This window comes from Trinickia fusca (assembly GCF_003628145.1).
Taxonomy (GTDB): Bacteria; Pseudomonadota; Gammaproteobacteria; order Burkholderiales; family Burkholderiaceae; genus Trinickia; species Trinickia fusca.
The window spans coordinates 38,986-65,629 of the sequence record NZ_RBZV01000017.1; the positions used below are offsets into that span (position 1 = coordinate 38,986).

Consider the following 26,644-nt stretch of genomic DNA (forward strand, 5'->3'; position numbering starts at 1 on the left):
CAAATCTTTTTGCAGCGCCTACTGTCAAAACCTTGGACAGCGTGATAAAACGCCGCTCGAACGGGTTCATGCGGTAATCGGAGGAATTCATGTCCAAGCGTCTTACAGCGATGCTCGTCTGCGCGGCAGCCTTTTCGCTCGCGGGCTGCGCGCAGCCGTGGCAACGGTTTCAGCCGGGTGAGGACCAGTCGGCCCTGGTCCAGCGGCTCGGCCCGCCGCGCGAGATCTACGATCTGCCGAACGGCGGCAAGCGACTGATGTGGCCGACTCAGCCGATGGGCGAAGTCACGACGGCAGCCGACATCGATGCGGCGGGCAAGGTCGTGAACGTGCGCCAAGTATTACAGGCGAATGAGTTCTACCGCGCGCAGATCGGCCAGTGGACCAAGCGTGACGTACTCGTCAATTTCGGGCGCCCCGAGGAGACATCGTACTTTCCGCTCATGAAGCGCGAAGTGTGGACCTACCGCTATCAGGAAGACAACGTCTGGTATCTGCTCTACAACTTTTATTTCGATGACAACGGCATCCTGCGCCTGACGCAGAAGACGCCCGACCCGCTGCACGAACCGGACCGCGGCGATCGTATGTTCTGAGCTTTGCCGCCGCACCGAGCATGCGCGTAGAAAAAAGCCCGCTGCGAAAGCGGGCTTTTTTTGCCCACTTCGCAGCGGGCTTTTTTTCATCGTGATGCCGCGCAATGCGCGGGCAATCACGAACGCTGCGGGTTCACCTTGTCGCCCGCATAGAGCTTGTTCAGCGCGGCGATGTACGCCTTGGCCGATGCCGCCACGATGTCGGGATCGGTGCCGACGCCGTTCACGATGCGGCCGCCCTTGGACAGCCGCACCGTCACCTCGCCCTGCGCCTGCGTGCCCGTCGTGATCGCGTTGACCGAGTACAGCAGCAGCTCCGAGCCGCTGCCGACCTCGCTCTCGATCGCGTTCAGCGTCGCATCGACCGGGCCGTTGCCGCGAGCCTCGCCCGTGATTTCCTTGCCGTCGACCGAGAACACGACGCGCGCCTCAGGGCGCTCGCCCGTTTCCGAGTGCTGCGACAGCGACACGAACTTGAACTGCTCCTGTTCCTGGGCCTGCGCCGACTCTTCGGTGACGATGGCGATGATGTCCTCGTCGAAGATCTCGGCCTTGCGATCGGCGAGCTCCTTGAAGCGCGCGAACGCATTGTTCAGTTCGCTCTCGCTGTCGAGCGCGATGCCGAGCTCTTGCAAGCGCTGCTTGAACGCGTTGCGGCCCGACAGCTTGCCGAGCACGATCTTGTTCGCGCTCCAGCCCACATCCTCGGCGCGCATGATTTCATAAGTGTCGCGCGCCTTGAGCACGCCGTCCTGGTGAATGCCGGACGCGTGTGCGAACGCATTCGCGCCGACCACGGCCTTGTTGGGCTGCACGACGAAGCCCGTGATCTGCGAGACGAGCTTCGAGGCCGGCACGATCTGCGTCGTATCGATGCCGACGTCGAGGCCGAAGTAGTCCTTGCGCGTCCTGATCGCCATCACGATTTCCTCGAGCGCCGTATTGCCCGCCCGCTCGCCGAGCCCGTTGATCGTGCACTCGACCTGACGCGCCCCGCCGATCTTCACGCCCGCCAGCGAGTTCGCCACAGCCATGCCGAGGTCGTTGTGGCAGTGCACCGAAAAGATCGCCTTGTCCGAGTTCGGGATGCGCTCACGCAGTGTCTTCACGAGATTACCGTAAAGGTCGGGCACACCGTAGCCGACCGTGTCGGCGATGTTGATCGTCGTCGCGCCTTCGGCAATGACGCCTTCCAGCACGCGGCACAGGAAATCGATGTCCGAGCGGCTGCCGTCTTCGGGCGAGAACTCGATGTCATCGGTGAAGTTGCGCGCGAAACGCACCGCCAGACGAGCCTGCTCGTAAACCTGCTCGGGCGTCATGCGCAGCTTCTTCTCCATGTGCAGCGGCGACGTCGCGATGAACGTGTGGATACGGAAGCGCTCGGCCGGACGCAGCGCATCGGCGGCCCGTTGGATGTCCTTGTCGTTCGCGCGCGCGAGCGAGCAGATCGTGCTGTCCTTGATCATCGACGCGATCGTGTTGATCGCATCGAAATCGCCGTTCGAGCTGGCCGCGAAGCCGGCCTCGATCACGTCCACCTTCATCCGCTCCAATTGCTTCGCAATGCGGATTTTTTCTTCTTTCGTCATCGACGCACCGGGCGACTGCTCGCCGTCGCGCAACGTCGTGTCGAAAATAATCAGCTTGTCTGCCATCTCTTGTCTCCAGGGGACGATTTCAATCGGATCGTAAATACGGAATTGGGGTGTCCGCGCCACCGCTGGCGACGCTGAACGACGAACGAAGGCAGACGGGGGGCGAAAACGATCAGCGCGACGCGCGCGCTAGCGCTAGTGCGCGTAGCGACGCACCGGCGAGAAGGGATAGGAGGGGAAATGCGTGGATCGACATGCCGATGACTATAGCGGCATTCAAAAAAACGTGCAACGAGCCCCGCCGGATAAGGGCCCGAACCGGGAAAAGCGCCGCCGGACAGCACGCGGCGGCGCGGTGTGCCGCTCAGTCGTGCGGCACCGAGCGGGCCGGATTGTCACGGCCGCGCACGGCCATGTAGGCCCAGAACACATACCCCGACAGGCCGTAGAGCACGAACAGGCCGAACAGCATCAGCGGCGGATCGGACGACACGAGCACGAACGCGACGACGACCAGCAGGATCGCCGCGAACGGCACGCGATGCCGCACATCGAGTGCCTTGCCGCTGTAGAACGGCGCATTCGAGACCATCGTCATACCGGCATAGACGGTCAGCACGAACGCGACCCACGGCAGCCAGGAGAGCTTGAGCGGCACGCGGTTGTCGGTCGCGAGCCACACGAAGCCCGCGATCAGCGCCGCCGCGGCCGGACTCGGCAAGCCCTGGAAGAAGCGCTTGTCGACGACGCCGATGTTGGTGTTGAAGCGCGCCAGCCGTAGCGCCGCGCCCGAACAGTAGATGAACGCCGCGAGCCAGCCCCAGCGGCCGAGGTCCTTGAGCACCCATTCGTACATGACGAGCGCCGGCGCCACGCCGAACGACACCATATCGGAGAGGCTGTCGAATTGCTCGCCGAACGCGCTCTGCGTATGCGTCATGCGGGCGACGCGGCCGTCCATGCCGTCGAGCACCATCGCCACGAAGATCGCGATCGCCGCGATCTCGAAGCGCACGTTCATCGCCTGCACGACCGCGAAGAAGCCGCAAAACAGCGCGGCTGTCGTGAACGCATTCGGCAGCAGATAGATGCCGCGCGTGCGCAGGAACTGCTGGCGTGCGGCACGGCGGCTCTCGGCCGGCGCCGAATCGCCGGCGAGCGTCTTGTTGCGGTGGAACGGATTGCGCCGGAACGGCCGCGGCAGCGGCGTGTTGCCGCTGCGCGGACGGCGAGGTTTGAAAGCGGCCATCTGACCCTCCTCGCCCCGCCTCACAGCTCGGCGAGGATCGTCGACGACGCGTACACCTTTTCGCCAATCGAAACCTTCGCACGGCTGCCGAGCGGCAGATAAACATCCACGCGCGAGCCGAAACGGATGAAGCCGTAGCGCTGACCACGCGTGAGCGGCTCGCCGGTGCGCACGTAGCACAGGATGCGTCGCGCGATGAGGCCGGCGATCTGCACGGACGTGACCGTCTTGCCGTCGGCCATCTGGATCACGAGCGCGTTGCGTTCGTTCTCGAGCGACGCCTTGTCGATCGCGGCGTTCAGGTAGGCACCCGGAAAGTATTCGACCTTCGTGATGGCGCCGTCGACGGGCGAGCGCTGCGAGTGCACGTTGAACACGTTCATGAACACGCTGATCTTGAGCGCCTCGCGATCGGCATACGGGTCACGCGTCGTTTCGACGGCGACGATGCGCCCGTCGGCCGGACACAGCACCGCATTGGCCTGCGTCGGAATCGCACGCGGCGGATCGCGGAAGAATTGCACGACGAAGATCAGCAACAGCCAGAACGGCCATGCCAGAGCGAGCCCGGCGACCGCGTGGATCAACAGCGCGACGACGGCGGCGATTGCAATGAACGGCCAGCCTTCGCGCGCGATGATCGGATGAGGGTAATTCATGGATCGTTTCAGTCTTTTTGTAAAACCGTAGGATAGCAAAAGCCGTCCGGCGCACGACGCGCGGGACGGCTTTTGTGCACGCCGGCATCAAGCCGGCGGTCGATCATACCGCTTAGTTCTTCGACTGGTCGACGAGCTTGTTCTTCGCAATCCACGGCATCATCGCACGCAGCTTCTCGCCGACTTGCTCGATCTGGTGCTCGGCCGTCAGGCGGCGACGCGATTGCAGCGTCGGCGCGCCGGCGCGGTTTTCGAGGATGAAGCTCTTCGCGTATTCGCCGGTCTGGATGTCCTTCAGCACGGCCTTCATGACCTTCTTCGTCTCGTCCGTGACGACGCGCGGGCCCGTCACGTACTCGCCGTACTCGGCGTTGTTCGAGATCGAGTAGTTCATGTTGGCGATGCCGCCTTCATAGATCAGGTCGACGATCAGCTTGAGCTCGTGCAGGCACTCGAAGTAAGCCATCTCGGGGGCATAGCCCGCCTCGACCAGCGTCTCGAAACCGGCCTTGATGAGCTCGACCGTGCCGCCGCACAGCACGGCTTGCTCGCCGAACAGGTCGGTTTCCGTCTCTTCGCGGAAGTTCGTCTCGATGATGCCGGCACGGCCGCCGCCGTTGGCTGCGGCATACGAGAGCGCGATGTCGCGCGCGGCGCCCGATTTGTCCTGCGCCACGGCGATCAGGTGCGGCACGCCGCCGCCCTGCGAGTAGGTGCCGCGCACGGTGTGGCCCGGCGCCTTCGGCGCGATCATGATCACGTCGAGGTCGGCACGCGGGATGACCTGCCCATAGTGCACGTTGAAGCCGTGTGCGAACGCGAGCGCGGCGCCTTCCTTGATGTTGGCATGCACGTCGTTCTTGTAGACCTCGGCGATCTGCTCATCCGGCAGCAGCATCATCACGACGTCGGCACCCTTCACGGCTTCGGCCACTTCCTTGACGGCGAGGCCGGCCTGCTCGGCCTTCTTCCACGATGCGCCGCCGCGGCGCAGGCCGACGGTCACGCGCACGCCGCTGTCCTTCAGGTTCAGCGCGTGAGCATGGCCTTGCGAGCCGTAGCCGATGATCGTGACGTCCTTGCCTTTGATGAGGGAGAGGTCGGCGTCTTTATCGTAGAAAACTTTCATGTCTGTTCCTTCGCGTAATCGGTGAGATTCTTAAATCGGTGAAATGCTTAAAAAGCGCGCGCCATCCGCCTGGCGCGCCGATCGCAAGCGGCGTTACACCTTCAGGATGCGCTCGCCACGCCCGATGCCCGAGCTGCCCGTGCGGACCGTCTCGAGAATCACGGCGGCATCGAGCGCTTCGATGAAGGCGTCGAGCTTGTCGCTCGCCCCCGTCAGCTCGATCGTATAGGTCTTTTCGGTCACGTCGATGATGCGGCCGCGGAAAATGTCCGCCATCCGCTTCATTTCTTCGCGCTCCTTGCCGACCGCCCTTACCTTGATCAGCATCAGCTCGCGCTCGATGTGGGCGCCTTCTGTCAAGTCGACCACCTTCACCACCTCGATCAGGCGGTTCAAGTGCTTCGTGATCTGTTCGATCACGTCGTCCGAGCCAATGGAAACGATGGTCAGGCGCGACAGCGAATGGTCTTCGGTCGGTGCCACCGTCAAGGTTTCGATGTTGTAGCCGCGTGCGGAGAACAGGCCGACCACGCGCGACAGCGCGCCCGGTTCGTTTTCCAGCAGGACGGAGATGATGTGTCGCATAGTGCTTTCCCGTTTATCCAGATGTCGATGCGTGCGGTGCCCCCCAGCGCCTCGCGTCACGCCCGCCCTTCGTGAAAGCGTGTGCGCGCGATCGCTTGTCATGCCGGGCGCCGCGTCGTCGTTAGAGGTCTTCCGAGCCGAGCAGCATCTCTGTGATGCCCTTGCCGGCCTGAACCATCGGCCAGACGTTTTCGGTCGGGTCGGTCTGGAAATCGAGAAATACGGTGCGATCCTTCAGGCGCAACGCCTCCTTGAGCGCCGGCTCGACATCCGCGGTCTTTTCCACGCGAATGCCCACGTGGCCGTACGCCTCGGCGAGCTTCACGAAGTCGGGCAGCGCATCCATGTACGAGTGCGAATAGCGCTTGCTGTATTCGACCTGCTGCCACTGGCGCACCATGCCCAGATAGCGGTTGTTCAGCGAGATGATCTTGATCGGCGTGTCGTACTGCTTGCAGGTCGACAGCTCCTGAATGCACATCTGGATCGAGCCTTCGCCCGTGATACAGACGACGTCGGAATCGGGATGCGCCATCTTCACGCCCATCGCGGCCGGCAGGCCGAAGCCCATCGTGCCGAGGCCGCCCGAATTGATCCAGCGGCGCGGCTTGTTGAAGCGGTAGAACTGCGCGGCCCACATCTGATGCTGGCCCACGTCGGAACACACGTACGCTTCGCCGTCGGTCAGCTCCCACAGCTTTTCGACGACGTATTGCGGCTTGATGATCTCGCTCGTACGGTCGAACTTGAGGCAGTCCTTCGCGCGCCACGCCTCGATCTCTTTCCACCACTGCGCGAGCGCAGCCGTGTCGGGACCGTGCTCGGCCGTCTGCAGCTGCTCGATCAAGTCTTTCAGCACTTCCTTGACGTCGCCGACGATCGGAATGTCGACCTTCACGCGCTTGCTGATCGAGGACGGATCGATGTCGATGTGGATGATCTTGCGCGCCCGCGATGCGAAGTGCTCCGGATCGCCGATCACGCGGTCGTCGAAGCGCGCGCCGATGGCGATCAGCACGTCGCAGTGCTGCATCGCCATGTTCGCCTCGTACGTGCCGTGCATGCCCAGCATGCCGAGGAACTTCTTGTCGCTCGCGCGGTAGCCGCCCAGCCCCATCAGCGTGTTCGTGACGGGGTAGCCGAGCAGGTCGGCGAATTGATTGAGCTCGCGCGCCGCGTCGGCGAGGATGATGCCGCCGCCCGTGTAGATATACGGACGCTTGGCCGCAAGCAGCAGCGCGACTGCCTTGCGGATCTGGCCCGAATGGCCCTTCGTAACCGGGTTGTATGAGCGCAGCGAGACGCTCTTGACCGGCTCGTACTGGCACGGCGTCTTCGAGATGTCCTTCGGAATGTCGATGAGGACAGGGCCCGGACGACCGGTGCGCGCAATATAGAACGCTTTCTTGACGGTGGCCGCGAGGTCGCGCACGTCCTTCACGAGGAAGTTGTGCTTTACGCAGGGCCGCGTGATGCCGACCGTGTCGCATTCCTGGAATGCGTCCTGGCCGATGGCGGCCGTCGGCACCTGCCCGCTGATGATGACGAGCGGGATCGAATCCATGTAGGCCGTGGCGATGCCGGTGACGGCATTGGTGACGCCGGGGCCGGAAGTCACGAGACACACGCCAACCTTGCCGGTCGAGCGCGCATAAGCGTCGGCCGCGTGCACGGCTGCCTGTTCGTGGCGCACGAGCACGTGCTGGACTTTGTCCTGCTTATAGAGTTCGTCGTAGATATAGAGCACTGCGCCGCCGGGATAGCCCCACAGCACCTCGACGCCTTCGTCCGCCAGCGCGCGCATGAGCACCGTGGCGCCAATCGAATCGGCTTCGTGGGCAGGAGTGATATCCGACGTGGAGAATTCCGCGCTGGGCATATTCATCATTTACCTTTCAAATTTTCGGCAAAAAATTGATCGGGTGCTCTCTGCCGGGCTTGTGGCTCGGGTTCAAGCGGCGCGTCCAGTTTGACAGGCAGGCTTCTTGGGCCCACCCCAAAAGAGACAATCACTTTGTGTCGCGAATCGGAAACGTTATCTGCTGACGGAGGCAAGGTCAAGCAAAACTTCCCGAAGCAAGCACCGGCGTGGCCTTGCGCGCAATGCAGTGAGCACTTAAAACAACGCGCGGCTGGCGTTTGGCGGCCGCGCCCATCCCCAGCGCCCCGAAAGTTTGCTAGCATCCGCGAGTTTTACGACTTTTTTTCAATCGATTACGGCGCGCGCAAGCTTCGCGCCGATCTCAGGGATGGCATCAGACAAGGAACTCGCCGATTTTCTGGCGGGCGTCGAAAGGCGCGCGTTCAAGCAGACCGTCTACGCTGTGCGCGACGACGATGCCGCCCTCGACATCGTGCAGGACGCGATGATCAAGCTCGCCGAAAAATACGGCGACCGCCCCGCTGCCGAGCTTCCGCTCCTGTTTCAGCGTATCCTGCAAAATGTGACGCACGACTTTTTCCGTCGTCAGAAAGTACGCAATACGTGGGTCAGCCTGTTTTCGTCACTGGGCAACGCCGACGACGAGGACTTCGACCCGCTCGAAACGATCGAAGCCGATGACAACGCCTGGGGTTCCGAGAGCAGCGAACAAAAGCTCGAACGCGATCAGGTACTTGCATTGATCGACGCGGAAATCCAAAAATTGCCGGCGCGTCAACGGGAGGCGTTTCTCATGCGTTATTGGGAAGATATGGATGTCGCCGAGACTGCCGCCGCAATGGGCTGTTCCGAGGGCAGCGTCAAGACGCACTGTTCACGGGCCACGCATACGCTAGCGGTCGCGCTCAAGGCCAAAGGAATTACGCTATGAGCTCCGCTCCCGATACAAAAGAACGCGAGTTCGCGCAGAGAATCTGCCGCGCGCTCGACGAAAACACGGCCAGCCTGCCCACTTCGACACTCGACAAGCTGGCTACCGCACGGCGTACCGCGCTTGCACGCAAGAAGCCGGAACCCGTCGCCGCCCCGGCCTTCGCGCCGGTGCTCGCGCACGCCGGTGGCTCGTTCGGCACACCGCGTGCCGACGCGCCGCGTGAGCGCGTCTCGCCACTGCGCCGGCTCGCCCGCGCGTGGCCGCTCGTCGCACTCGTGGTGGGTGTGGTCGTGGTCGCTTACTGGGAAGACGTGCAACGCGCCAAGGAACTGGCCGACATCGACGCGGCCATGCTCAGCGACGACTTGCCGCTCAACGCGTATCTCGACCACGGGTTCAACGCGTATCTGTCGCGCGCGCGCTAACGCAGGCGGGAGCGAATCGGGGTGAGCTACAAGCGCGGCTTGGCCGTTGTGTTCGGGTGTGCCATCGCGGCTGCGGTCGCGTTCGCCGCCACGTACCCACGCTTTTTCTCGCAGCAGCCGGCAGCCCAGGCTGGCGGCGCGCACGGCGCTGCGCCAGCGCCGGCGGCGCTCGCCGTCGAGTTCCCCCCTCTTGCCACCGACAACAACCCGCTGTCGTGGTCTCATTTGTCCCCGGCCCAGCATGTGGCCCTCGCGCCGTTCGCCGCCGAATGGGACGGCTTCAGTGACGAGCGCAAACGCAAATGGATCAAGATCGCGGCTCGTTTCTCGAAGATGTCGCCAGAAGCGCAAAAGCGACTGCAAGATCGGATGGCCGAGTGGATTGGCATGACGCCCGAGCAGCGACGCGTCGCGCGTGAGAACTATCAGGTCTCGAAGACGCTTCCGCCGCAGGCGCGCCAGAACGCCTGGAAGGCTTATCAGGAACTCTCACCCGATCAGAAGGCCCGGCTGGCGGCCAGCGAGCGCAAGCGCCGGCCGACTGTCGTCAGTGCGCCGCCTTCCGGCGCCAAAAGCGAGATTCGCGGCATCAACCGGCTCGTCAACGGGCCCAAACACGCGGCAAGCTCCACGCAGGCCGCGCAAGCGCCCGGCGTAGCGAGCGGGGCGTCGGAAGTGGCGCCCGCACCCATGCCCGCGTCGAGCCCGGCCGGCTTCGCGCCTGCCATCCCGACGCCGGTTTCGCCATCCGAAGCGCCCTCGCTGTTCCGCGGCGCCTAATCACCCTTCTTCGTTCATGTCCTCGCCGACGCCCTCGAACGCACCGACCCCAACCCGCTCCCGTGGCGTGCCGTCGGTGCGGCGGCGTCTGGCGGCGCTCGTCTACGAGAGCGTGATCCTGTTCGGCATCGTGTTCGTGGCCGGCTACCTGTTCAGCACGCTGACGCAGCAGCGCAACGGTCTGACGCACCACAACGCGCTCGCGGTGTGGGTGGCGCTCGTGGTCGGCGTCTATTTCGTCTGGTGCTGGACTCATGGGGGCCAGACCCTGCCGATGAGGACCTGGCGCCTGCGCGTGATCACGGCGAACGGCGAGCCGCTGGGCCTCGTACGCGCGATGGCGCGTTATGCTCTGGCCTGGCTCTGGTTCCTGCCGCCGCTGGCGCTGCACCCGCTGCTGCACCTGTCCGTGCCGGCCACGCTCGGCGCCACCGCGGCCTGGTTCGCTTTCTGGGTCGTGGCGGCGCGGCTCGATCGCGCGCGGCAATTCCCGCACGATCGCCTCTGCGGCACGCGCATCGTCGCCGTCGACGCCAAAGCCGCGGACCAACCCGCGTAAACGCCCGCGCCACCGCGCGGCACCGCTCTTGCGCAGCCCCTGTCCTGGCCGCGTCTTCCGTCCCTGAAATGCAGTAATAAGAACTTCTTGTGACTGTCATGTGGCAGTCACGCACGCGTGGCGCAATGCACGCATGTTCAACTCGACGCGAGAAGCCATGGACCGCACGACGTCCGCGACTTCGCTGCTGCGGCAACTCGGCGCAAGCGTCGACGCTGTGCCGTTTCAACCCCTCTCCACCGGCGCCGCTGACCTGCCGCTCGATACGCCGCCGCTGCCGACTTCGAACAGCCATCACGACGACAGCGTGGGCGACGAATCGCATCGCTATCGCACGATCTGGCTCTCGGATATCCATCTGGGCTCGAGCGGGTGTCAGGCCGAATATCTGCTCGACTTCCTGCGTCATAACGAGTCCGAATACCTGTACCTCGTCGGCGACATCATCGACGGCTGGCAGCTCAAGAAAGGCTGGTACTGGCCGCAGGCGCACAACGACGTCGTGCAAAAAATCCTGCGCAAGGCGCGCAAAGGCACGCAGGTCATCTACATCCCGGGCAATCACGACGAAGGCGCGCGGCAATTCTGCGACCTGGCGTTCGGCGACATCCACGTCCGCGGCGAGGCGTTTCACACCACGCTGTCGGGCAAGCGCTTGTGGATCGTCCACGGCGACCTGTTCGACGGCGTGATTCAGCACGCCAAATGGCTCGCGTACCTCGGCGATACGGCCTACACGGGAATCCTCGTGCTGAACCGCTGGTTCAACCGCCTGCGCAGCCGCTTCGGCCTCCACTACTGGTCGCTGTCGCAGTATCTCAAGCATCAGGTCAAGAACGCCGTGAACTTCATCTCGTCGTTCGAGCACGTCATGGTCGACGAAGCACGCCGGCGCGGCTGCGACGGCGTCGTGTGCGGACACATCCACAAAGCCGAGATCCGCGACGTCGACGGCCTGGTCTACTGCAACGACGGCGACTGGGTCGAGAGCCTGTCGGCGCTCGTCGAGACGCTCGATGGCGAACTCAAGATCGTGTACTGGACCGTCATGCGCTCGCCCGAAGCCAGCTCGCGCAAAACCAAGGCCAAGGCCGCCGCTTAAAGCCCGTGACAACCGGAAATACCCGCATGAAAATCATGATCGTCACCGACGCCTGGGAACCTCAGGTCAACGGCGTCGTGCGCACGCTGAAAAACACCACCCGCGAGCTCACCGCGCTCGGCCATCGCGTCGAGCTCGTCACACCGCTCGAATTTCGCACGGTGCCGTGCCCGACCTACCCCGAGATCCGACTCTCGCTGTTGCCACGCCGGCGTCTGCACACACGAATCAGCGAGTTCTCGCCTGATGCGCTGCACATCGCCACCGAAGGCCCGCTCGGGCTCGCCGCACGCGCCTATGCCGTCAGGCACGGCCTGCCGTTCACGACGGCCTACCACACGCGCTTTCCCGAGTACGTGCAGGCGCGTTTCGGCATTCCGGTAACGGCCACCTACCGCTTCCTGCGCTGGTTCCACGGCGCTTCGCTGGCCGTCATGGCACCGACGCCCGTCGTGAAAGCCGACCTCGAGCACCATGGCTTCAAGAACGTCGTGCTGTGGACGCGCGGCGTCGATCTCGAGATCTTTCATCCGATGGATTCGAAGGTGCTCAACACCGCGCGGCCGATCTTTCTCTATGTGGGGCGCGTGGCTGTCGAGAAAAACGTCGAGGCGTTCCTGAAGCTCGATCTGCCCGGCTCGAAGTGGGTCGCCGGCGAAGGACCCGCCCTTGCTGAGCTCAAGTCGCGCTACCCCGAGGTCAACTACCTCGGCGTGCTTTCGCAAGCGGAACTCGCGAAGGTCTATGCCTGCGCCGACGTGTTCGTCTTCCCGAGCCGCACCGACACGTTCGGCCTCGTGCTGCTCGAGGCGCTCGCTTGCGGCACGCCCGTGGCGGCCTACCCCGTGACGGGACCGATCGACGTGCTCGCCGATGGCGGAGCCGGCGCCATGCACGAAGACCTGCGCGAAGCATGCCTCGATGCGCTGAAAATCGACCGTGCGCATGCTCGCGCATGGGCCGAGCGCTTTTCCTGGAGAGCGGCGTCCGAGCAGTTCGCCGCGCATCTGAAGCCGCGTTCGAACGCGGCCATACCTGAGGAAAACGCAGCCGCATGAAGCGCGATCCGTCGCTTTCCCCGCAAGCCGCCAGCGAGCCTCAAGCACCTCATGAGCCGCTCGGCCCCGACGATCCCCTCGCGCTGGCGCCCGCGCCCTTCAATCCGTACAAAGGCAATCGCGGCCTCACGCGCGCATGGCACGCGCTGAAGAACTCGATCAACGGTTTTCGCGTGGCGATTCGCGAAGAAAGCGCGTTTCGTCAGGAGCTCACGCTCGCCGCGATTCTCGTGCCATGCGGCACGTTCGTGCCTGTCGACGCCGTCTCGCACGTGCTGCTCGTCGGCTCGGTGCTGCTCGTGCTGATCGTGGAACTGCTCAATTCGAGCGTCGAGGCGGCCATCGACCGCATTTCGCTCGAGCGTCACGAGCTGTCGAGGCGCGCGAAAGACCTCGGCAGCGCCGCGGTTACCGTCGCACTCGTGCTTTGCGTGCTGACTTGGGCCCTCATCGTGGGCCCGCTCGCGATGCATTGGCTGGGCCGCTGAAACCGACCAAAGCCACGCCCCGCAAGGCTTCAGCGAACGATCGTTCGAAATCTGTCTCTCCCGCGCCACACAAGGCTTGTCCGGAAAACCCTATACAAAAGTCCGGGGAACAGAACGACCAGTTTATAATCGCCCGACAATCCTCAAAACATACCAACCGAGCCGGGCTCACAACGCAAGCTCGCGAGAGCGACACGCGTGCCCGGCAGCACAGGGCCGGACGAGACGATATGGAAGCCAAAACTCCCCGCCGCACCCGCGAACGGATTCTCGAGCTGTCGTTGAAGCTATTCAACGAGATCGGCGAACCGAACGTGACCACGACGACGATCGCGGAGGAAATGGAGATCAGCCCAGGCAATCTCTACTACCATTTCCGCAACAAGGACGACATCATCAACAGCATCTTCGCGCAGTTCGAGCAGGCCATCGAAAAGCGACTGCGGTTCCCCGAAGATCATCGTCCGACCATCGACGAGACCTGGTCGTACCTGCAGTACATGGCCGACTTCATGTGGACGTACCGCTTCCTGTACCGCGACCTGAACGACCTGCTCGCGCGCAACCGCACGCTCGAGACGCACTTCAAGCAGATCATCAGCCACAAGGTGCGCTTTGCGCGCGACATGTGCGAACTGCTCGTGGCCGACGACGAAATGGTGGCGACGCCCGATGAGATTCAAGTCATCGCGACCAACATGGGCGTCATCGCGACGTACTGGCTCTCGTACCAGTTCGTCATGCATCCGCGCAAGTACAACGACCAGGAAGCGATCCGCGACGAGCTGCATCAGGTCAGCGTGCACGTGATCTCGATGATGGCGCCGTATCTGCGTGGCCGCTCGCGACAATTGTTCGACGATCTCGTCTCCGGCAAGCTGCCCAAGCGTCAGTTCCAGGACTATCTGCCTCCGCGCGATGGCTCGCGCGCCGCCGCCAAGGACGCCCAGCAATGAAATCGATCTGCGTCTACTGCGGTTCTTCGCCCGGCGCCAAGCCGGTCTATGCGCAGGCCGCGCGGGCGTTCGGTCAAGCACTCGTGCGCGAGGGCTGCTCGCTCGTCTACGGCGGCGGCCGCGTAGGCCTGATGGGCATCATCGCCGATGCCGTGCTCGAGGCCGGTGGCCAGGCGATCGGCGTGATCCCCAAGCTGCTCGTCGACAGGGAAATCGGCCATCCGGGGCTCACGGAACTGCACGTCGTGCCCGACATGCATGAGCGCAAGAAGAAGATGGCCGATCTCGCCGACGCGTTCGTCGCGCTGCCCGGCGGCGCGGGCACGCTCGAAGAGCTGTTCGAGGTCTACACGTGGTCCCACCTCGGCTATCACAACAAGCCGATCGGGCTCTACGACGTCGAAGGCTACTATCGTCCGCTCGTCGCAATGCTCGAACACACCGTGCGCGAAGGCTTCTTGCGGCAGAACTACGTCGATGCGCTGCAGGTCGACGCGCACGCACCTGGGCTGATCGACAAGCTGCGCCGCTATCGTCCGCCCGGCAGCGATAAGTGGGCTCTCGAGCGCGACGCCGTCTGAGCGGCTGCGCCCCCTCCCCCTCCGATCCGGTGATGCTCCGATGACCCGCGCCCAGCCCGTGGCTCTCATCACCGGCGCCAGCCGCGGCATCGGCCGCGCCACCGCGCTCAAGCTCGGGCAGGCCGGCTGGGCCGTCGGCGTCAACTACACGCGCGACGCGCTGGCCGCCGAACAGACTGCGGCCGAGGTCGAATGCGCAGGCGGCCGCGCACTGACCGTGCAAGCGGACGTTGCCGACGAAGCCGCCGTAATCGCGATGTTCGACACGCTCGAACGCACGTTCGGGCCCATCGACGCACTCGTGAACAACGCTGGCATCGTCGCTCACTCGATGCCCCTTGCCGACATGGACTATGCGCGGCTCAAGCGTATGTTCGACGTGAATGTGCTCGGCGCGTACCTTTGCGCCCGCGAGGCGGCCCGCCGCATGTCGACCGACCGTGGCGGGCACGGCGGCGCGATCGTCAACGTCTCCTCGGCGGCAGCCCGGCTCGGCTCGCCCAACGAGTATGTCGACTATGCAGGCTCGAAAGGCGCGATCGATACGATGACGCTCGGCCTCGCCAAGGAACTCGGGCCACGCGCAATACGCGTCAATGCCGTGCGCCCGGGCCTCATCGACACCGAGATCCACGCCAGCGGCGGACGCCCCGAGCGCGCGGCGACACTCGGCGCGCAAACGCCGGCCGGACGGCCCGGTACGGCGGAAGAAGTCGCTGCGGCTATCGTCTGGCTGCTCAGCGACGCCGCCTCGTACGTCAACGGCGCCCTGCTCGACGTCGCCGGCGGCCGATAAACGGCATCGTCGCCACCCGCCCCGGCGCGGCGTTCTGACCCCACCCACACAAAACTCCACAAAGCTCGACGCTTCTCGTAATACGCGGTAACAATTGGCCGATACACTTATTCGTAATGGCTGGCCAAGTTGTTGCAAGCAGTTGGAGTCGTTCATAGCCAGCTCCCTACGCGGGCCACGCGTCATCAGGCTGCACGCCACGTAAGCGTCCGGCCGATTCAAACGACCGATTCACATGCTCGGACCTGTAGAGACTCCGCGGCGGACTTCGTCCGCCCGCGATCCCCTCGTTTCGCCCGTCGCCTCCGCGCGCCGCGCTCACGCTGGCATCGAACCGGCGCTGACGACGCTGCGCACGCATGGCCTCGAGCCGGTCGACGTGTCGATGGGCAGTCACGGGCACGCGCCGGCAGCGGAACGGACTATCGCACGCGCGTGGTTCTGGCCTCGGCTGCGGGCCTGGCTGATCATGCTGGCGCTCGTGTGCGCCTACGTGCTGCCCGGCACACTCGGCCACGACCCCTGGAAGCAGGACGAGACCTATACGTTCGGCATCATCCAGCACATGCTCGAGACCGGTGACTGGGTCGTGCCGACGAATGCGGGCCAGCCGTTCGTCGAAAAACCCCCGCTTTACGACTGGGTTGCCGCCTCGCTCGCGTGGGCAGGCGGCGACGTGTTGCCGCTGCACGACGCGGCACGGCTCGCCAGCGCGCTGTTTACGCTGCTCACGCTCGCCTGCGTCGCGCGACTTGCGCGTCAGGCGACTGGAGCCCGCAGCTGGAGCGACATGCGTGTGCTCGGCATGCTGGCGCTGTTTGCGGGCACGCTGCTCGTCGTCAAGCACTCGCACGACATGATGACCGACGTCGCCTTGATGGCGGGCACGGCGCTTGGCTTTTGCGGTCTTTTCGAGCTCGTGACGATCCTGCGTCGCGACCGGGCCGACACCGACCGCAAGGCTGCCGACGTGGCCGCGCTGATGCTCGGCGTCGGTGTCGGCATCGCCTTCATGACGAAGGGACTCTTTCTGCCACTCGTCTTCGGCGCCACCGTGTGCGCGCTGCCGATCATCGATCCGGCCTGCCGCAGCCGCGCGTTCGTCCGCGCGCTTGCGCTCGCCGCGCTCGCCTTTGCCCCGTTCGCGCTCGTTTGGCCGATTGCCTTCTACTGCCGCTCGAGCGAGCTGTTCAAGGTGTGGTTCTGGGATAACAACATCGGCCGCTTCTTCGGCTTTTCGGTGCCGCAGCTCGGTTCCGAGAACGATAAGCCGCTGTTCATCTGGCGCGTGCTGCTGACGGCGGGCTTCCCCGTCGGGCCGCTCGCCCTCGCCGCACTGGCCGGCGGCGCGTGGCGCCGCTGGCGCGAGCCGCGCGTCGCGTTGCCCGTCGTCTTCTGCGGCATCGGCATCGTGGTGCTGCAAATGTCGGCGACCGCGCGCGAACTGTACCTGCTGCCGTTCATGGCCCCGTGCGCATTGCTCGCCCTGCAAGGCGTCGAGCGCATCACGTTGCGCGCGCACACCGCTTGGGACTTCGTCAGCCGCGCGCTGTTCGGCCTCTCCGCGGCAGCCACTTGGCTGGTCTGGTCGGATATGACCGATCCGTCGAGCACCCATGAGCAGATCCGTTTCCTCGGCCGCTGGCTGCCGCTCGACTGGACGATGCCGATCCAGCCGGTGGCCGTCATGATTGCGCTCGGGTTCACGTCCGCCTGGCTGTGGCTGCTGCCGCTGCTGCGGCAAACCGGTAAGTGGCGCGGCGTGTTCAGTTGGTGCGCGGGCGCGATGCTCGCCTGGGGCCTCGTTTTCACGCTGCTGTTGCCGTGGATCGATGTCGCCAAGAGCTATCGCTCCGTATTCGAAGACCTGTCGGTGCATCTGGATTCTGCATGGCGCCAGGGCGACTGCCTGGCGAGCCAGGACCTCGGCGAATCGGAAGCACCGATGCTGTATTACTTCACGGGCATCCTGCACGCGCCGTTGGCGGCCGATGCGCCGGAGAATACGCAGTGCCGCTGGATCATCGTGCAAGGCGCCCCGAATGACGGCAAAACGCCGGCCGGCGACTGGACGCCGTTCTGGGCAGGTGCACGGCCCGGCGACGATGGTCAGCAACTGCGCGTTTACTTGCGCAAGCCGTTCAGCATCGCCAACGCAAGCAATATCAACAAAACACAACCGATTAAAACGACGAATTGGGTTCGAGCAGAAGCGCACGCTCCTCATCGGTCAATGTCCGCCCCGACGCGGCATGGCGATGTGGAAAGCAATCAAAGCGTTCGACGATTTCCCAGCGTCTGATTACATACTCGAGATAGCCGCGCTCGCCCGTTTGCCGAGCGAGCGCGTCGAACAGGCACACCGAGTCGCTGAACGTCCGGCGACTCGGTGTGTTCGCTTGCCCACGCCGCGAGCTAGGGCCTGTTCGCGCTAATACTGAACCAGAATCGTCACGCGCCGATTCGCAGCCCGGGCCGCCGCGTCATCTCCCAGCACTAACGGGACGTTATCCGCGCGGCCAATCGCGGCGAGCCTGAGCGGCTCGATTCCCTGGTCGACGAAGTACCGCACGACGGCCCCCGCTCGCGCGGACGAAAGCTCCCAATTCGACTCGTACTTCGCGTTCGAGATGGGCACGCTGTCGCTATGGCCTTCGACCAAAATACTCTTCGCCGATCGGCTTGCGAGTGCTCGTGCGACTTGATTGAGGACTGCAAACGAATCGGGCAGCAGGCGCGCATCGCCCGAATTGAACAGGACCTTCGCGTTGATCGCGATCTCCACGCCCTCAGACGTATCGACCACCGCGATCTGGTGCTGGTCGCTCAACGGTTTCAAAAGGGAGAGCAGCGTCTGTTTCGCCGTTGTTCGCGCGTTTTGCACGGCGCTTGCGGCATCCATGCCGGCGACGGCGGCCCGTTGCTTGACGACGTGCGCGTCGAACGCCTTGCTCTCGAGCTCCCTGTATTTCGCCAACTGCAACACATAGAGCGCGAGAAAGAACACCATCAGCGTCGTGATGAGATCCGCGTAGGAAATGAGCCAGCGCTCCGAACGCTCGTCGGCATCCTCCTCGTCCTCGTATCCGTTCTCGGAGGGTGCGAGGCGTTTGCCGCCAGAAAGGATGCTCATGATGAAAAGCTCAATTCAAAAACCAGCGTTCGATACGATGCGTCCGGTCCGCCGAGCCGGGCTAGGCCAGCAGCTCCGCGGACCGCTCCCGGACTTCTGCCGCCAAACGCGTCTCGATGGTTTGCGGCGACTCCTTGCGCGAAATGGCGAGCAAGCCATCCAGGTACAACCGTCTGAAGCGCAATTCGCTATCGACCTGCGCTTTGATCTTTCCGTACAGCGGCAGAAAGATCAGATTCGCCAGCGCCAGGCCATAGAGCGTCGCGGTGAATGCGGCTGCGATACCTTGCCCGAGCTGCGCCGGCTCGAGGATGTGGCCCGTCACGTGGATCAAGCCGAGCACGGCGCCAAGAATGCCGAAAGTCGGCGCATACCCGCCTGCCTGCTGCCAGATGCGTGCCGCGGCCATGCGATTGCGCTCATAGGCAACCAACTCCCGTTGCAGGGCATCTTCGAGGACAGCGGTGGACACACCGTTTGCGAGCAGCTCCAAGCCCCGCTTCGCAAAGGCGTTGATCCCGCTGGCGTCGATCGATTCGAACGCCAGCATGCCGTTCAATTTCGCCTGATCGCCCCACTCGAGCAAGACCGAGAGACTTTCGCGGTCGACTTGCCGTGTCTTGGTGAACGCGAGATGCAGCTGCTTGATGCCGTCGCAGAACCGCACCCAGGTGTTCTGAATCATCACGGCGCTCACGGTGCCGCCCAGGACGATGACCAGCGCCTCCATCTGGAAGAGCGTCGTGAAATGGCCGCCCTCGAGCCAGAAGCCGAGGGCGATGGCGGTCGCGCCGAATAGCGCGCCAAATACGGTCAGCAGATCCATGGCGAACACTCAAGCTTCTCGGCCGGCAAGCGCCGTGCCATTGGCCGCAGACGTCTTGATCGTTCTGACGGTCTCGAGGAATCGTTGCTCGATGTCGCTCACTTCGAGCGGATCGATCTTGATGTCGCGCCGCATCACCCACGACACCTCTTTCCTCCTTGCATCCGCCAAGACGGAAATCAGCCGTTCCGAAATCGACTGATCCGCCATCGTCGCGAGCAGCTTGGCGAGATCGTATGTATCGGTGGCGGCCACGGCCTCGAAGAGCGTCCTTTGATCGACGAATTCGAGATCCTCGAGCGAATTCACATCGCCAGTCCCACGCGCGTTTCGCTTCGAGAAGTAGCTGACCCCTTTCTGCTCGACATAATTGAGGACTCTCGTCTTGCGGAACGCGAACAGGTCCTCGGCGATTTCGCCATGCGACAGCTTGCTCAAGATCAGCTTCTTCTCCACCCCGATCAGCGTTTCCAGGTCGGTCAGCTCGATGAGCTCGAGTTCGCTGTTGATGGCGATATCCAGATCGCGGTCACCCACTTGCTCGGCGCGATCGGTGATCCGCGCCGGGTCGAACGTCACCATCTGTCGGCCTATCGCATCGTCCTGCCCGGAATAGCGCGAGTTCTCGGGAAGACTTCCGGCCCGGCCGTTCTCCATCGTGATGAGATTGAGCTTCTCCATCCGCTTGAGCATCGCCATCACGTGCGGACGGGAGTGGCCTGCAATCGCACGGCACTTCTTGATGACGTCAGGCAATGGCACGGAAACGTCGTCGCTCTGCGCACGCCGCATCCGTCGGTCCATCGACTCCACATTGTCGGCAGCCGCCATCAGCGCGAGGACATGCGCATACGACAGCACGCCTGGCAGGAAATCGGCGTGCGTGTACGTCGCGAGGAGATCGTCTTTCTTTCTGGACCGGCGAATCATCGTTCGCACCATATGGCGAACGAGCGGCGACGATCGCTCGAGCTCTTGCTCCACCGTGCTGGCTTGGACCACCGTCAATTGACAAAACGTCAGCGCCTTCGCGGTATGCGCACGCGGTTCGGCAGGCAGCAGTGCCGCTTCGCCGAAGAATTCGCCTTTGCCGAGGGTGGCCAAGACGACTCGCTTGTCGTCGCATTGCGTGGAGAGTTCGACTTTGCCGTCCGCAATCACGTAAATGACTGCGTCGCCCGCGTAACCCGCGGAATAGATGACTTCGCCCGGAGCCGCTGTGCGCGTCCAGGACGACGATCGTTGCTGATTCAAGATGCACTCCCCGTAACTGGTTCCTGCACGCCCGGTCCTCGTTGGTGCTTCGAGGCGGACGCGTCGTGCCGATGTCGCGGCTTATGCAAACGATAACGACATCATTAGGAGCATCTTTAGACTCGTCGACATACGTCTGACGAATGTGGGGGCCAAGGCTAAACGGAACACACTCGATTAAAACGACGAATTGGGTTCGAGCAGAAACGCACGCTCTTCATCGGTCGATGTCCGCCCTAGCACGACATTGCGATGTGGGAAGCGACCAAAGCGTTCGACGATCTCCCAGTGCCTGATTGCATACTCGAGATTGCCGCGCTCGCCCGTTTCCTCGGCGAGTGCGTCGAATAGGCGCACCGATTCGCGCTGAGCCTCCAGCGACTCGGCGTGCTCGAATGGCAGGTACGCGAACACACGGTGATGCGAGGTCGGCAGCAAGCGGTCTGCTTGCGTCCGAACGAGTTGCTGCGCAGCCGCCAGCGCGCGCGCATCGCCGGCAAACGCCTGTGCATGGCCACGATGAAGATTGCGCGAGAACTGGTCGAGCACCAGGATCAACGCCAGCGCACCGAGCGGCGTGCGCTGCCAGTCGTCGAGCTCGCCGCTGCAGGCGCTGGCGAGCGTCGGCGCAAAGCGCGCCGTCAATTCCGCATCGAACGCATCGTCGCGCGCGAACCAGCGTGAATCGGCGCGACCAAAACGCGGCGAATCCGGCGCACCAAACCAGAAGTCGAGCACCTCGCGCGCGGCGCTTGGCAGCGCCAGGTAGTCAGCGCTCGGGTGCCCTGCCCCGTTCGCTTCGAATGCGCGAGGGTCCCCCCCAGCCTGCTCCGTCGCCCTGAAGCCCCCTTCTTCGATGTCGTGCGGATGCGTCATGCAATCTCCAATACGAGGCGCCGCGTGCGAGCGCTTTTCTTTTCCAATTTGGCCACGCGCAGCACGCCGATCTCGGCCGTATTGGCCACATGCGTGCCGCCGCACGGCTGCAAGTCGACGCTCTCGATGCGCAGCAGACGCACGCGCCCGAGCCCCATCGGCGGCTTCACGCTCATCGTGCGCACGAGTTCGGGACGCGCGGTCATCTCTTCGTCGGTGATCCATTCGGTCGATACGCGGTGCTCCCCTTTGACGAGCTCGGCAAGCCGTGCCTCGACCTGCTCGCGCTCGATCGGTTCAGCCGTCGCGAAGTCCATGCGCGCGTAGTCGGCTGTGATGCTGCATCCGTCGACGGCGTAAGGCAGCACCGCGCACATCAGATGCGCGGCCGTATGCAGGCGCATGTGCCGGTAGCGGCGCGCCCAGTCGATCTCGGCCACGACCGCCTCGCCCACGCGCAACCGGCTCAGCAGCAACGCCTGGCCCGGCGCCGGCACGTGCACGACATCGTCGACCGTGGCGCCGTCGAACTTGGCCTTGCGCGCATCGGCAATCTCGATGCGCGTACCGTCGGCAAGCTCAAGCACGCCCGTGTCGCCGGCCTGCCCGCCGCCGAGCGGATAGAAGACCGTCCGATCGAGCACGATGCCGTGCTCATCGAGGTGGGTGATCGATGCCTCGCAGCGCGTGAGGTAAGCATCGTTGCGAAACAGTGCTTGCGTCGTCATGGCAGGACCTTTCTGGACAAGGGATCGAAACCGTTCGGCGCGTGTCTGTTTTGACTTCATCAAGCGCGCCGGCACCGCATGCGCATTATCGCGACGAACGATCGGCACAGAACAGGCTGCCCCGTGCCGCGCACGCACAGCACCGTACCGGTCGATCAACCGGGCCGGTTGCGCATCCAATGTTTCCGAATACTACTGACTGTTCGCGGCAGGTAAGTGCCGGCTCGGCAATTCGTCCTGCCACTCATCGAATAAGCGGCCTTGACGGCATCATATCGTTTCGACGAACGGGAACTCGTACCGGCTCGCGAAGACGGCGCATCGCCGGATGCGTGCCGTCCGGCCGCCGCGAAACGCAGACTTGCTTCGAAAGTGCGGGATCAAAGCCGCTCGAGAACTTCGAGACCGAGCAGCACAATGATAAGTACGCCAATCCATCTCACCGTCAATCTCAGGTTGGCGAGCTTCGCGCCGAGTGAAATCACGGCATCGGCGACAGGGTTCATCGCCCCTTCAGCATCCTCGTCACCGTTGGCCACGGCGCCACGCAACTCGGTCGTTGCGAAATCGATACGAAGGTGGGTGACATAGCCGGTTGCGATATGCGGCCATTCACCCGTGCTGTCGCTCTCGCTCCTGTCAGGCCTGAGAAACAGGCGAGCCCGACGTGCAGGGTTGTCCGGCGCGTTTTCGGCCGTGTAGAGATGCCGCAGGACGAGGCCCAACTCGACCCCACCGAGCTGGCCATCCGCGCTCGCCCTGGACAGCGCCTGCAGGCAGGCTTGGGGAATGTGGCAGGCAAGCCACCACTGATCGGGCTCTCCCGTCTCGTCGTCGGCGCCGTTGAATCCCAAGCGAGCCGTGCCGAGCGTCACATCGGAATACGAAATGCCGAGTTCGTCCTCCAACTGGCGCAGGCCTACCCGGTCGCCTGTGCTCACGTCGCGCGCCCCAAAAGACACGTCAACCGTACGCGTCGTGTGCGCATCGTCGCCGATGATCGCCAACTCCCGGCCGTCGAGATACGCCAGCCCGTGCAGCGACGTGGAAAGTGTCGGCTGTTTGTCTTCGTCCAAGGGCTCGGCAAGCTGCTTCACCACCTGGAGGCGCCCCAACTTCAGCCACATGGACCGGGCAGGGTAATAAGCCTTTTTTTCGATCTCGGACCCGACATATTCGAGGGAGTGATCCTGCCGCTCGATGAATTCGTCCGCGACCTTCTTGTCCGCTAGCATGGCGCGCCCCCCGCTCGCAATGCGATCTGCCGATGAGCGCAACTGTAATCGCGGCGACGCCCGACTTTGTATGATGAAGGGCACACAAAGACACAAGAATTACGCAGTGGGCGGCGATCGAATCCATCGTGCCCAAGATCGGCTGCACGAGCCAGACGCTGCTGGGGTCGGTCAAGCGAGATGAAGTCGATCAACCAGGTCGGTTGCGCATCCAGTCGGCCGTGTCGTAGAACGACATCATCAAACGCTCGCGCAGCGGCTCGCCCAATCCCATGTCGTCCATCGCCCAGGCTATGCACCGCAGCCACTGGTCGCGCTCAGACGATGCGATTGCAAACGGCAGGTGCCGCGCACGCAGTCGTGGATGGCCGAAGCGCTCGATGTAGTGATCGGGGCCGCCGAGCCAGCCGCACAAGAACCAGAACAGCTTGTCGCGCGAGCCGTCGAGCGAGGGCGGGTGCATCGCGCGGATACCCGCGAACTCGGGCTCGAGATCCATCAAATCGTAGAAACGGTCGACGAGTTCGCGCACGCGCGCCTCACCGCCCACGAGTTCGAATGCCGTCGGCTGGGACGGCACTTCGTCGTCGGTCTTATCGGTCATACGTAATACGTCAAGCCAAGAAAAAAGAAACGGAATGGAACGGAAAGCCTGCGCGCGTGAAGTGGTCGCGGCCGTGCCTCACGCGTCGCGCAACGACTGCGCTGCCGGACGCCGCAGCACGCGTGCGAGGCTCAGCCAGCCGCCTACACCCGCGCATACGACGCCGGCCGCCACGCCGACCGGCAGTAGCCACGGGTCGAAGTCGAGGTAGAAGTCGAACACGCGCGTGGCGAGCACCGAGCCCAGCGCTTGCGCGCCAGCTGCCGCCATGAGTCCGGCAAGCGCCCCGACGGCGGCGAACTCGGACAGCTGCACCGCACGCACCTGCCGATGCGATGCGCCAAGCGCACGCAGCAAGGCCGATTCTCGCACGCGCTCGTCACGCGTGCCGGCGAGCGCCGCATACAGCACGAGCACGCCAGCGGCCAACGTGAACGCAAACAGGAACTGCACGGCGCCGATCACCTGATCGAGCACATGCTGCACCTGCGCCAGGATCGGCCCTGTGTCGATCGCCGTCAGGTTCGGATGCTCGGCGATCAGCGCGTCAAGCACCGCGCGCCGCTGCGGCGGCAGATAGAAACTCGTGATGAAGGTGGCCGGGAAACCTTGCAGCGAGGCCGGCGGCATCAACACGAAGAAGTTGACCTTGAACGAGCCCCAATCGAGCTTGCGCACGCTCGTGACCGGGGCCTCGACCGGCAAGCCCGTCACATCGAAGCGCAGCACGTCCCCCACTTTCACGCCGATCAGTTTCGCGAGTCCCGCTTCGATCGAGATCTCGGGCTTCGTCGCCGCGCCGAACCAGCGGCCGTCGGTAATGCGATTGTCGTCGGGCAGGCTCGCGCGGTACGAGAGGTTGAACTCGCGATCGACGAGGCGGCGCGCGTCGTCGTTCTTGTACGCGCCTGGGTCGACCGGCTTGCCGTCGATGGCGAGCAGTCTGCCGCGCACGAACGGTTCGAGTACGACGCCGGGCACGCCGTGCGTGCTCAGGTAGCTCAGCACGGCCTCACGCTGGTCAGGCTGGATGTCGATGATGAATTCGTTCGGCGCATCGGGCGGCGTCGACTTGCGCCAGCCCGCCACGAGATCGTTGCGTGTCATCGCGATCAGCAGCAGGCACATGAGACCGATCGCCAGCGCCGTGATCTGCAACGCGCTGGCCGCCCCGCGCCGCTCGAGCGACGCCAGCGCATACCGCCAGCCGAGACTCGCGCGCAGCGCCACGCTGCGCTCACTGCGCGCCAGATGCGACATGGCCCACAGCGCGGCGCGCGCGAGGCTCGCGAAGACGACCAGCCCCAGCGCAAAGCCGCCCGCGACGATGCTGCCAAGCTTCAGTTCACCGGCCGCCAACACGAGCAGACCCGCGAACAGTGCGATGCCGAGCGCGTACGCGGGCCATGCCGTGCGGGCCTGGCCATCCCATTCGCGACGCAGCACACGCACGGGCGGCACGCGCGTAAGGGGCAACAGCGGCGGCAAGGCGAAGCCGAACAGCAGCACGAGTCCGGCCGCGAGGCCCTCGACGGCCGGCAGCAGGCTCGGCTGCGGCAAGTCGACGGCGATGAGCTCGCCGAGCCAGGCCAGCAGCGCGAAGTGTCCCGCGTAACCGAGCGCGACGCCGGCCACGCCCGCCACCAAGCCGACGAACAGGAACTCGAGCGCGACCAGCGTGCGCAACGTGCGCTCGGCCAGACCGAAGCAGCGCATGACCGCACAGCCGTCGAGATGGCGCCGTGTGTAGCGATGCGCGGCCATCGCGATCGCGACGGCCGCCAACAGCGCCGTCAGCAGCGCCACGAGACGCAGAAAGTGTCCGGCCCGATCGAGCGTCTGACGCACTTGCGGCTGGCCGTCCTGCAGCGACTCGAGCGCGACGCCGCGCAGCTTGCCGCCGTCGACGTGCGCATGCGCGAACTGGGCGAACTGGGCGACGGCGTCGTCGCCGCCCGCGACAAGCAACCGATACGTCACGCGGCTGCCGTAGCCGAGGAGCCCCGTCGACGCGAGCTCGTCCTCGCGCAGCATCAGGCGCGGCGAAAAGTTGACGAACGAGAAGCCGCGATCGAGCTCGCGCGTGATGACCGCGCCGATCGTGAACGTGCGCGCGCCCAGCACGACTTGATCGCCGACGCGAGCGTTCAATGCGCCGAGCAGTTCGGCGTCGACCCACGCCGTGCCACGTGACGGCATGCCGGTGGCCGGTGCATCGGGCGCATCGGGCGCCGCCGCAATGCGCAGCGCCCCGCGCAGCGGATAAGTCGGGGAGACCGCCTTGACAGCCGCCAGCCGCGCGCTCGGCAACGCACCGGGGGCCGCCTCGTCGCCGCCCGCGCGCATCACCATGCTGGGAAAGATCGTCGTCGTCGCCGTGCGCAGCCCCAGCGCGCGGGCTTCATTGAAAAAAAAAGAGTCGAGCGGATGATCGGCACGGACGATGAAATCGGCCGCGATCATGCGGCGCGCATCGCGTTCGAGCCCTTGTTGCAGACGATCGGCCAGGAACCCGACGCTGGCGAGCGCCGCGACGGCCAAGACGAGCGCCAGCACGAGCATTGTCAGCTCGCCCGAGCGCCAGTCGCGCGCGGTCATCCGCGCCGCCTGG

26 protein-coding genes and 1 pseudogene are annotated in these 26,644 nt (G+C 64.3%); 12 read left to right on the forward strand and 15 right to left on the reverse strand.

Annotated features, from left to right (window positions below):
• Positions 1 to 89 precede the first annotated feature (89 nt).
• Entirely contained in the window at positions 90 to 596 is a 507-nt protein-coding gene (locus tag D7S89_RS24945) for a hypothetical protein (RefSeq protein ID WP_121281556.1), read from the forward strand.
• A gap of 116 nt (positions 597 to 712) precedes the next feature.
• Here the strand turns inward: D7S89_RS24945 and D7S89_RS24950 are convergent, their stop codons facing one another.
• The 6 genes from D7S89_RS24950 to D7S89_RS24975 form a co-directional block, all read right to left on the reverse strand.
• A complete protein-coding gene (locus D7S89_RS24950; RefSeq protein ID WP_121281557.1) occupies positions 713 to 2,254 on the reverse strand; it encodes a 2-isopropylmalate synthase in 1,542 nt (513 codons plus the stop codon).
• Positions 2,255 to 2,558: 304 nt separating this feature from the next.
• The gene (pssA, locus tag D7S89_RS24955; RefSeq protein WP_121281558.1) at positions 2,559 to 3,443 is read right to left on the reverse strand and encodes a CDP-diacylglycerol--serine O-phosphatidyltransferase; all 885 of its coding nucleotides are present in this window, start codon (positions 3,441 to 3,443) and stop codon (positions 2,559 to 2,561) included.
• 20 nt (positions 3,444 to 3,463) lie between these two features.
• Positions 3,464 to 4,102: a phosphatidylserine decarboxylase gene (locus tag D7S89_RS24960; RefSeq protein WP_121281559.1), complete on the reverse strand. Its 639-nt coding sequence runs from the start codon at positions 4,100 to 4,102 to the stop codon at positions 3,464 to 3,466.
• A 112-nt stretch (positions 4,103 to 4,214) separates the two neighbouring features.
• Positions 4,215 to 5,231, reverse strand: a complete 1,017-nt coding sequence (gene ilvC, locus D7S89_RS24965; protein WP_121281560.1) for a ketol-acid reductoisomerase — start codon at positions 5,229 to 5,231, stop codon at positions 4,215 to 4,217.
• A 93-nt stretch (positions 5,232 to 5,324) separates the two neighbouring features.
• Entirely contained in the window at positions 5,325 to 5,816 is a 492-nt protein-coding gene (ilvN, locus tag D7S89_RS24970; RefSeq protein WP_102611725.1) for an acetolactate synthase small subunit, read from the reverse strand.
• A gap of 121 nt (positions 5,817 to 5,937) precedes the next feature.
• Positions 5,938 to 7,701 (reverse strand): acetolactate synthase 3 catalytic subunit, encoded by a 1,764-nt coding sequence (locus D7S89_RS24975; protein ID WP_121281607.1) that lies wholly within the window; start codon positions 7,699 to 7,701, stop codon positions 5,938 to 5,940.
• A gap of 364 nt (positions 7,702 to 8,065) precedes the next feature.
• Here D7S89_RS24975 and D7S89_RS24980 point away from each other — a divergent pair, with 364 nt between their 5' ends.
• The 11 genes from D7S89_RS24980 to D7S89_RS25030 all read left to right on the forward strand — a co-directional run bounded on the left by D7S89_RS24980 (position 8,066) and on the right by D7S89_RS25030 (position 17,679).
• Positions 8,066 to 8,629, forward strand: a complete 564-nt coding sequence (locus tag D7S89_RS24980) for an RNA polymerase sigma factor (protein ID WP_121281561.1) — start codon at positions 8,066 to 8,068, stop codon at positions 8,627 to 8,629.
• Positions 8,626 to 9,057 (forward strand): DUF3619 family protein, encoded by a 432-nt coding sequence (locus D7S89_RS24985; protein WP_121281562.1) that lies wholly within the window; start codon positions 8,626 to 8,628, stop codon positions 9,055 to 9,057. Before D7S89_RS24980 ends, D7S89_RS24985 begins: the two co-directional genes overlap by 4 nt.
• Positions 9,058 to 9,078: 21 nt before the next feature.
• Entirely contained in the window at positions 9,079 to 9,837 is a 759-nt protein-coding gene (locus D7S89_RS24990) for a DUF3106 domain-containing protein (protein ID WP_121281563.1), read from the forward strand.
• A 16-nt stretch (positions 9,838 to 9,853) separates the two neighbouring features.
• Positions 9,854 to 10,396 carry an RDD family protein gene (locus tag D7S89_RS24995; protein WP_121281564.1) on the forward strand — a complete coding sequence of 181 codons (543 nt, stop codon included), beginning with the start codon at positions 9,854 to 9,856 and terminating at the stop codon, positions 10,394 to 10,396.
• Positions 10,397 to 10,553: 157 nt separating this feature from the next.
• Complete coding sequence (locus D7S89_RS25000; RefSeq protein ID WP_121281608.1) at positions 10,554 to 11,498, forward strand: UDP-2,3-diacylglucosamine diphosphatase; 945 nt, start codon at positions 10,554 to 10,556, stop codon at positions 11,496 to 11,498.
• A 26-nt stretch (positions 11,499 to 11,524) separates the two neighbouring features.
• On the forward strand, positions 11,525 to 12,556 hold the full coding sequence (locus D7S89_RS25005; protein ID WP_121281565.1) for a glycosyltransferase family 4 protein: 1,032 nt from the start codon (positions 11,525 to 11,527) through the stop codon (positions 12,554 to 12,556).
• Positions 12,553 to 13,044, forward strand: a complete 492-nt coding sequence (locus tag D7S89_RS25010; protein WP_121281566.1) for a diacylglycerol kinase — start codon at positions 12,553 to 12,555, stop codon at positions 13,042 to 13,044. Before D7S89_RS25005 ends, D7S89_RS25010 begins: the two co-directional genes overlap by 4 nt.
• Positions 13,045 to 13,274: 230 nt before the next feature.
• A complete protein-coding gene (locus D7S89_RS25015; protein ID WP_121281567.1) occupies positions 13,275 to 14,000 on the forward strand; it encodes a TetR/AcrR family transcriptional regulator in 726 nt (241 codons plus the stop codon).
• On the forward strand, positions 13,997 to 14,581 hold the full coding sequence (locus tag D7S89_RS25020) for an LOG family protein (RefSeq protein ID WP_121281568.1): 585 nt from the start codon (positions 13,997 to 13,999) through the stop codon (positions 14,579 to 14,581). Before D7S89_RS25015 ends, D7S89_RS25020 begins: the two co-directional genes overlap by 4 nt.
• A 40-nt stretch (positions 14,582 to 14,621) precedes the next feature.
• Positions 14,622 to 15,377 (forward strand): SDR family oxidoreductase, encoded by a 756-nt coding sequence (locus D7S89_RS25025; protein WP_121281569.1) that lies wholly within the window; start codon positions 14,622 to 14,624, stop codon positions 15,375 to 15,377.
• Positions 15,378 to 15,612: 235 nt separating this feature from the next.
• Positions 15,613 to 17,679 (forward strand): ArnT family glycosyltransferase, encoded by a 2,067-nt coding sequence (locus tag D7S89_RS25030; protein ID WP_245983263.1) that lies wholly within the window; start codon positions 15,613 to 15,615, stop codon positions 17,677 to 17,679.
• On the opposite strand, the pseudogene D7S89_RS28350 reads toward D7S89_RS25030, so the two are convergent.
• The 9 genes and pseudogenes from D7S89_RS28350 to D7S89_RS25075 form a co-directional block, all read right to left on the reverse strand.
• Positions 17,636 to 17,740, reverse strand: a pseudogene (locus tag D7S89_RS28350) (DUF924 family protein); the annotation flags it as partial. The gene D7S89_RS25030 and the pseudogene D7S89_RS28350 sit on opposite strands and share 44 nt — an antisense overlap.
• A 68-nt stretch (positions 17,741 to 17,808) precedes the next feature.
• Complete coding sequence (locus D7S89_RS25040) at positions 17,809 to 18,510, reverse strand: OmpA family protein (RefSeq protein WP_121281571.1); 702 nt, start codon at positions 18,508 to 18,510, stop codon at positions 17,809 to 17,811.
• Between the two features lie 61 nt (positions 18,511 to 18,571).
• Positions 18,572 to 19,336, reverse strand: coding sequence for a flagellar motor protein (locus D7S89_RS25045; RefSeq protein WP_121281572.1), 765 nt, complete (start codon positions 19,334 to 19,336; stop codon positions 18,572 to 18,574).
• Between the two features lie 9 nt (positions 19,337 to 19,345).
• Positions 19,346 to 20,590, reverse strand: coding sequence for a Crp/Fnr family transcriptional regulator (locus D7S89_RS25050; protein ID WP_121281573.1), 1,245 nt, complete (start codon positions 20,588 to 20,590; stop codon positions 19,346 to 19,348).
• A 177-nt stretch (positions 20,591 to 20,767) separates the two neighbouring features.
• Complete coding sequence (locus tag D7S89_RS25055; RefSeq protein WP_121281574.1) at positions 20,768 to 21,466, reverse strand: DUF924 family protein; 699 nt, start codon at positions 21,464 to 21,466, stop codon at positions 20,768 to 20,770.
• Positions 21,463 to 22,194: an alanyl-tRNA editing protein gene (locus D7S89_RS25060; protein ID WP_121281575.1), complete on the reverse strand. Its 732-nt coding sequence runs from the start codon at positions 22,192 to 22,194 to the stop codon at positions 21,463 to 21,465. The genes D7S89_RS25055 and D7S89_RS25060 overlap by 4 nt, the downstream gene beginning before the upstream one ends.
• 380 nt (positions 22,195 to 22,574) lie before the next feature.
• Entirely contained in the window at positions 22,575 to 23,429 is an 855-nt protein-coding gene (locus D7S89_RS25065) for a hypothetical protein (RefSeq protein ID WP_121281576.1), read from the reverse strand.
• A 190-nt stretch (positions 23,430 to 23,619) separates the two neighbouring features.
• Complete coding sequence (locus D7S89_RS25070; RefSeq protein ID WP_121281577.1) at positions 23,620 to 24,033, reverse strand: group II truncated hemoglobin; 414 nt, start codon at positions 24,031 to 24,033, stop codon at positions 23,620 to 23,622.
• Between the two features lie 78 nt (positions 24,034 to 24,111).
• Positions 24,112 to 26,631: an ABC transporter permease gene (locus D7S89_RS25075; protein ID WP_121281611.1), complete on the reverse strand. Its 2,520-nt coding sequence runs from the start codon at positions 26,629 to 26,631 to the stop codon at positions 24,112 to 24,114.
• Between the last annotated feature and the right edge of the window lie 13 nt (positions 26,632 to 26,644).

Bases quoted from the DNA above. Each gene is read 5' to 3' on its own strand.
- pssA (WP_121281558.1), bottom strand. From the start codon at position 3,443: ATGGCCGCTTTCAAACCTCGCCGTCCGCGCAGCGGCAACACGCCGCTG.
- ilvN (WP_102611725.1), bottom strand. From the start codon at position 5,816: ATGCGACACATCATCTCCGTCCTGCTGGAAAACGAACCGGGCGCGCTG.
- D7S89_RS25065 (WP_121281576.1), bottom strand. From the start codon at position 23,429: ATGCTAGCGGACAAGAAGGTCGCGGACGAATTCATCGAGCGGCAGGAT.
- D7S89_RS25055 (WP_121281574.1), bottom strand. From the start codon at position 21,466: ATGACGCATCCGCACGACATCGAAGAAGGGGGCTTCAGGGCGACGGAG.
- D7S89_RS25000 (WP_121281608.1), top strand. From the start codon at position 10,554: ATGGACCGCACGACGTCCGCGACTTCGCTGCTGCGGCAACTCGGCGCA.
- D7S89_RS25020 (WP_121281568.1), top strand. From the start codon at position 13,997: ATGAAATCGATCTGCGTCTACTGCGGTTCTTCGCCCGGCGCCAAGCCG.
- D7S89_RS24945 (WP_121281556.1), top strand. From the start codon at position 90: ATGTCCAAGCGTCTTACAGCGATGCTCGTCTGCGCGGCAGCCTTTTCG.
- D7S89_RS25075 (WP_121281611.1), bottom strand. From the start codon at position 26,631: ATGACCGCGCGCGACTGGCGCTCGGGCGAGCTGACAATGCTCGTGCTG.
- D7S89_RS24950 (WP_121281557.1), bottom strand. From the start codon at position 2,254: ATGGCAGACAAGCTGATTATTTTCGACACGACGTTGCGCGACGGCGAG.
- D7S89_RS24960 (WP_121281559.1), bottom strand. From the start codon at position 4,102: ATGAATTACCCTCATCCGATCATCGCGCGCGAAGGCTGGCCGTTCATT.
- D7S89_RS24980 (WP_121281561.1), top strand. From the start codon at position 8,066: ATGGCATCAGACAAGGAACTCGCCGATTTTCTGGCGGGCGTCGAAAGG.
- D7S89_RS25025 (WP_121281569.1), top strand. From the start codon at position 14,622: ATGACCCGCGCCCAGCCCGTGGCTCTCATCACCGGCGCCAGCCGCGGC.
- D7S89_RS25015 (WP_121281567.1), top strand. From the start codon at position 13,275: ATGGAAGCCAAAACTCCCCGCCGCACCCGCGAACGGATTCTCGAGCTG.
- D7S89_RS24995 (WP_121281564.1), top strand. From the start codon at position 9,854: ATGTCCTCGCCGACGCCCTCGAACGCACCGACCCCAACCCGCTCCCGT.
- D7S89_RS24985 (WP_121281562.1), top strand. From the start codon at position 8,626: ATGAGCTCCGCTCCCGATACAAAAGAACGCGAGTTCGCGCAGAGAATC.
- D7S89_RS24975 (WP_121281607.1), bottom strand. From the start codon at position 7,701: ATGAATATGCCCAGCGCGGAATTCTCCACGTCGGATATCACTCCTGCC.
- D7S89_RS25040 (WP_121281571.1), bottom strand. From the start codon at position 18,510: ATGAGCATCCTTTCTGGCGGCAAACGCCTCGCACCCTCCGAGAACGGA.
- D7S89_RS25005 (WP_121281565.1), top strand. From the start codon at position 11,525: ATGAAAATCATGATCGTCACCGACGCCTGGGAACCTCAGGTCAACGGC.
- D7S89_RS25070 (WP_121281577.1), bottom strand. From the start codon at position 24,033: ATGACCGATAAGACCGACGACGAAGTGCCGTCCCAGCCGACGGCATTC.
- D7S89_RS25030 (WP_245983263.1), top strand. From the start codon at position 15,613: ATGCTCGGACCTGTAGAGACTCCGCGGCGGACTTCGTCCGCCCGCGAT.
- D7S89_RS25010 (WP_121281566.1), top strand. From the start codon at position 12,553: ATGAAGCGCGATCCGTCGCTTTCCCCGCAAGCCGCCAGCGAGCCTCAA.
- D7S89_RS25060 (WP_121281575.1), bottom strand. From the start codon at position 22,194: ATGACGACGCAAGCACTGTTTCGCAACGATGCTTACCTCACGCGCTGC.
- D7S89_RS25045 (WP_121281572.1), bottom strand. From the start codon at position 19,336: ATGGATCTGCTGACCGTATTTGGCGCGCTATTCGGCGCGACCGCCATC.
- ilvC (WP_121281560.1), bottom strand. From the start codon at position 5,231: ATGAAAGTTTTCTACGATAAAGACGCCGACCTCTCCCTCATCAAAGGC.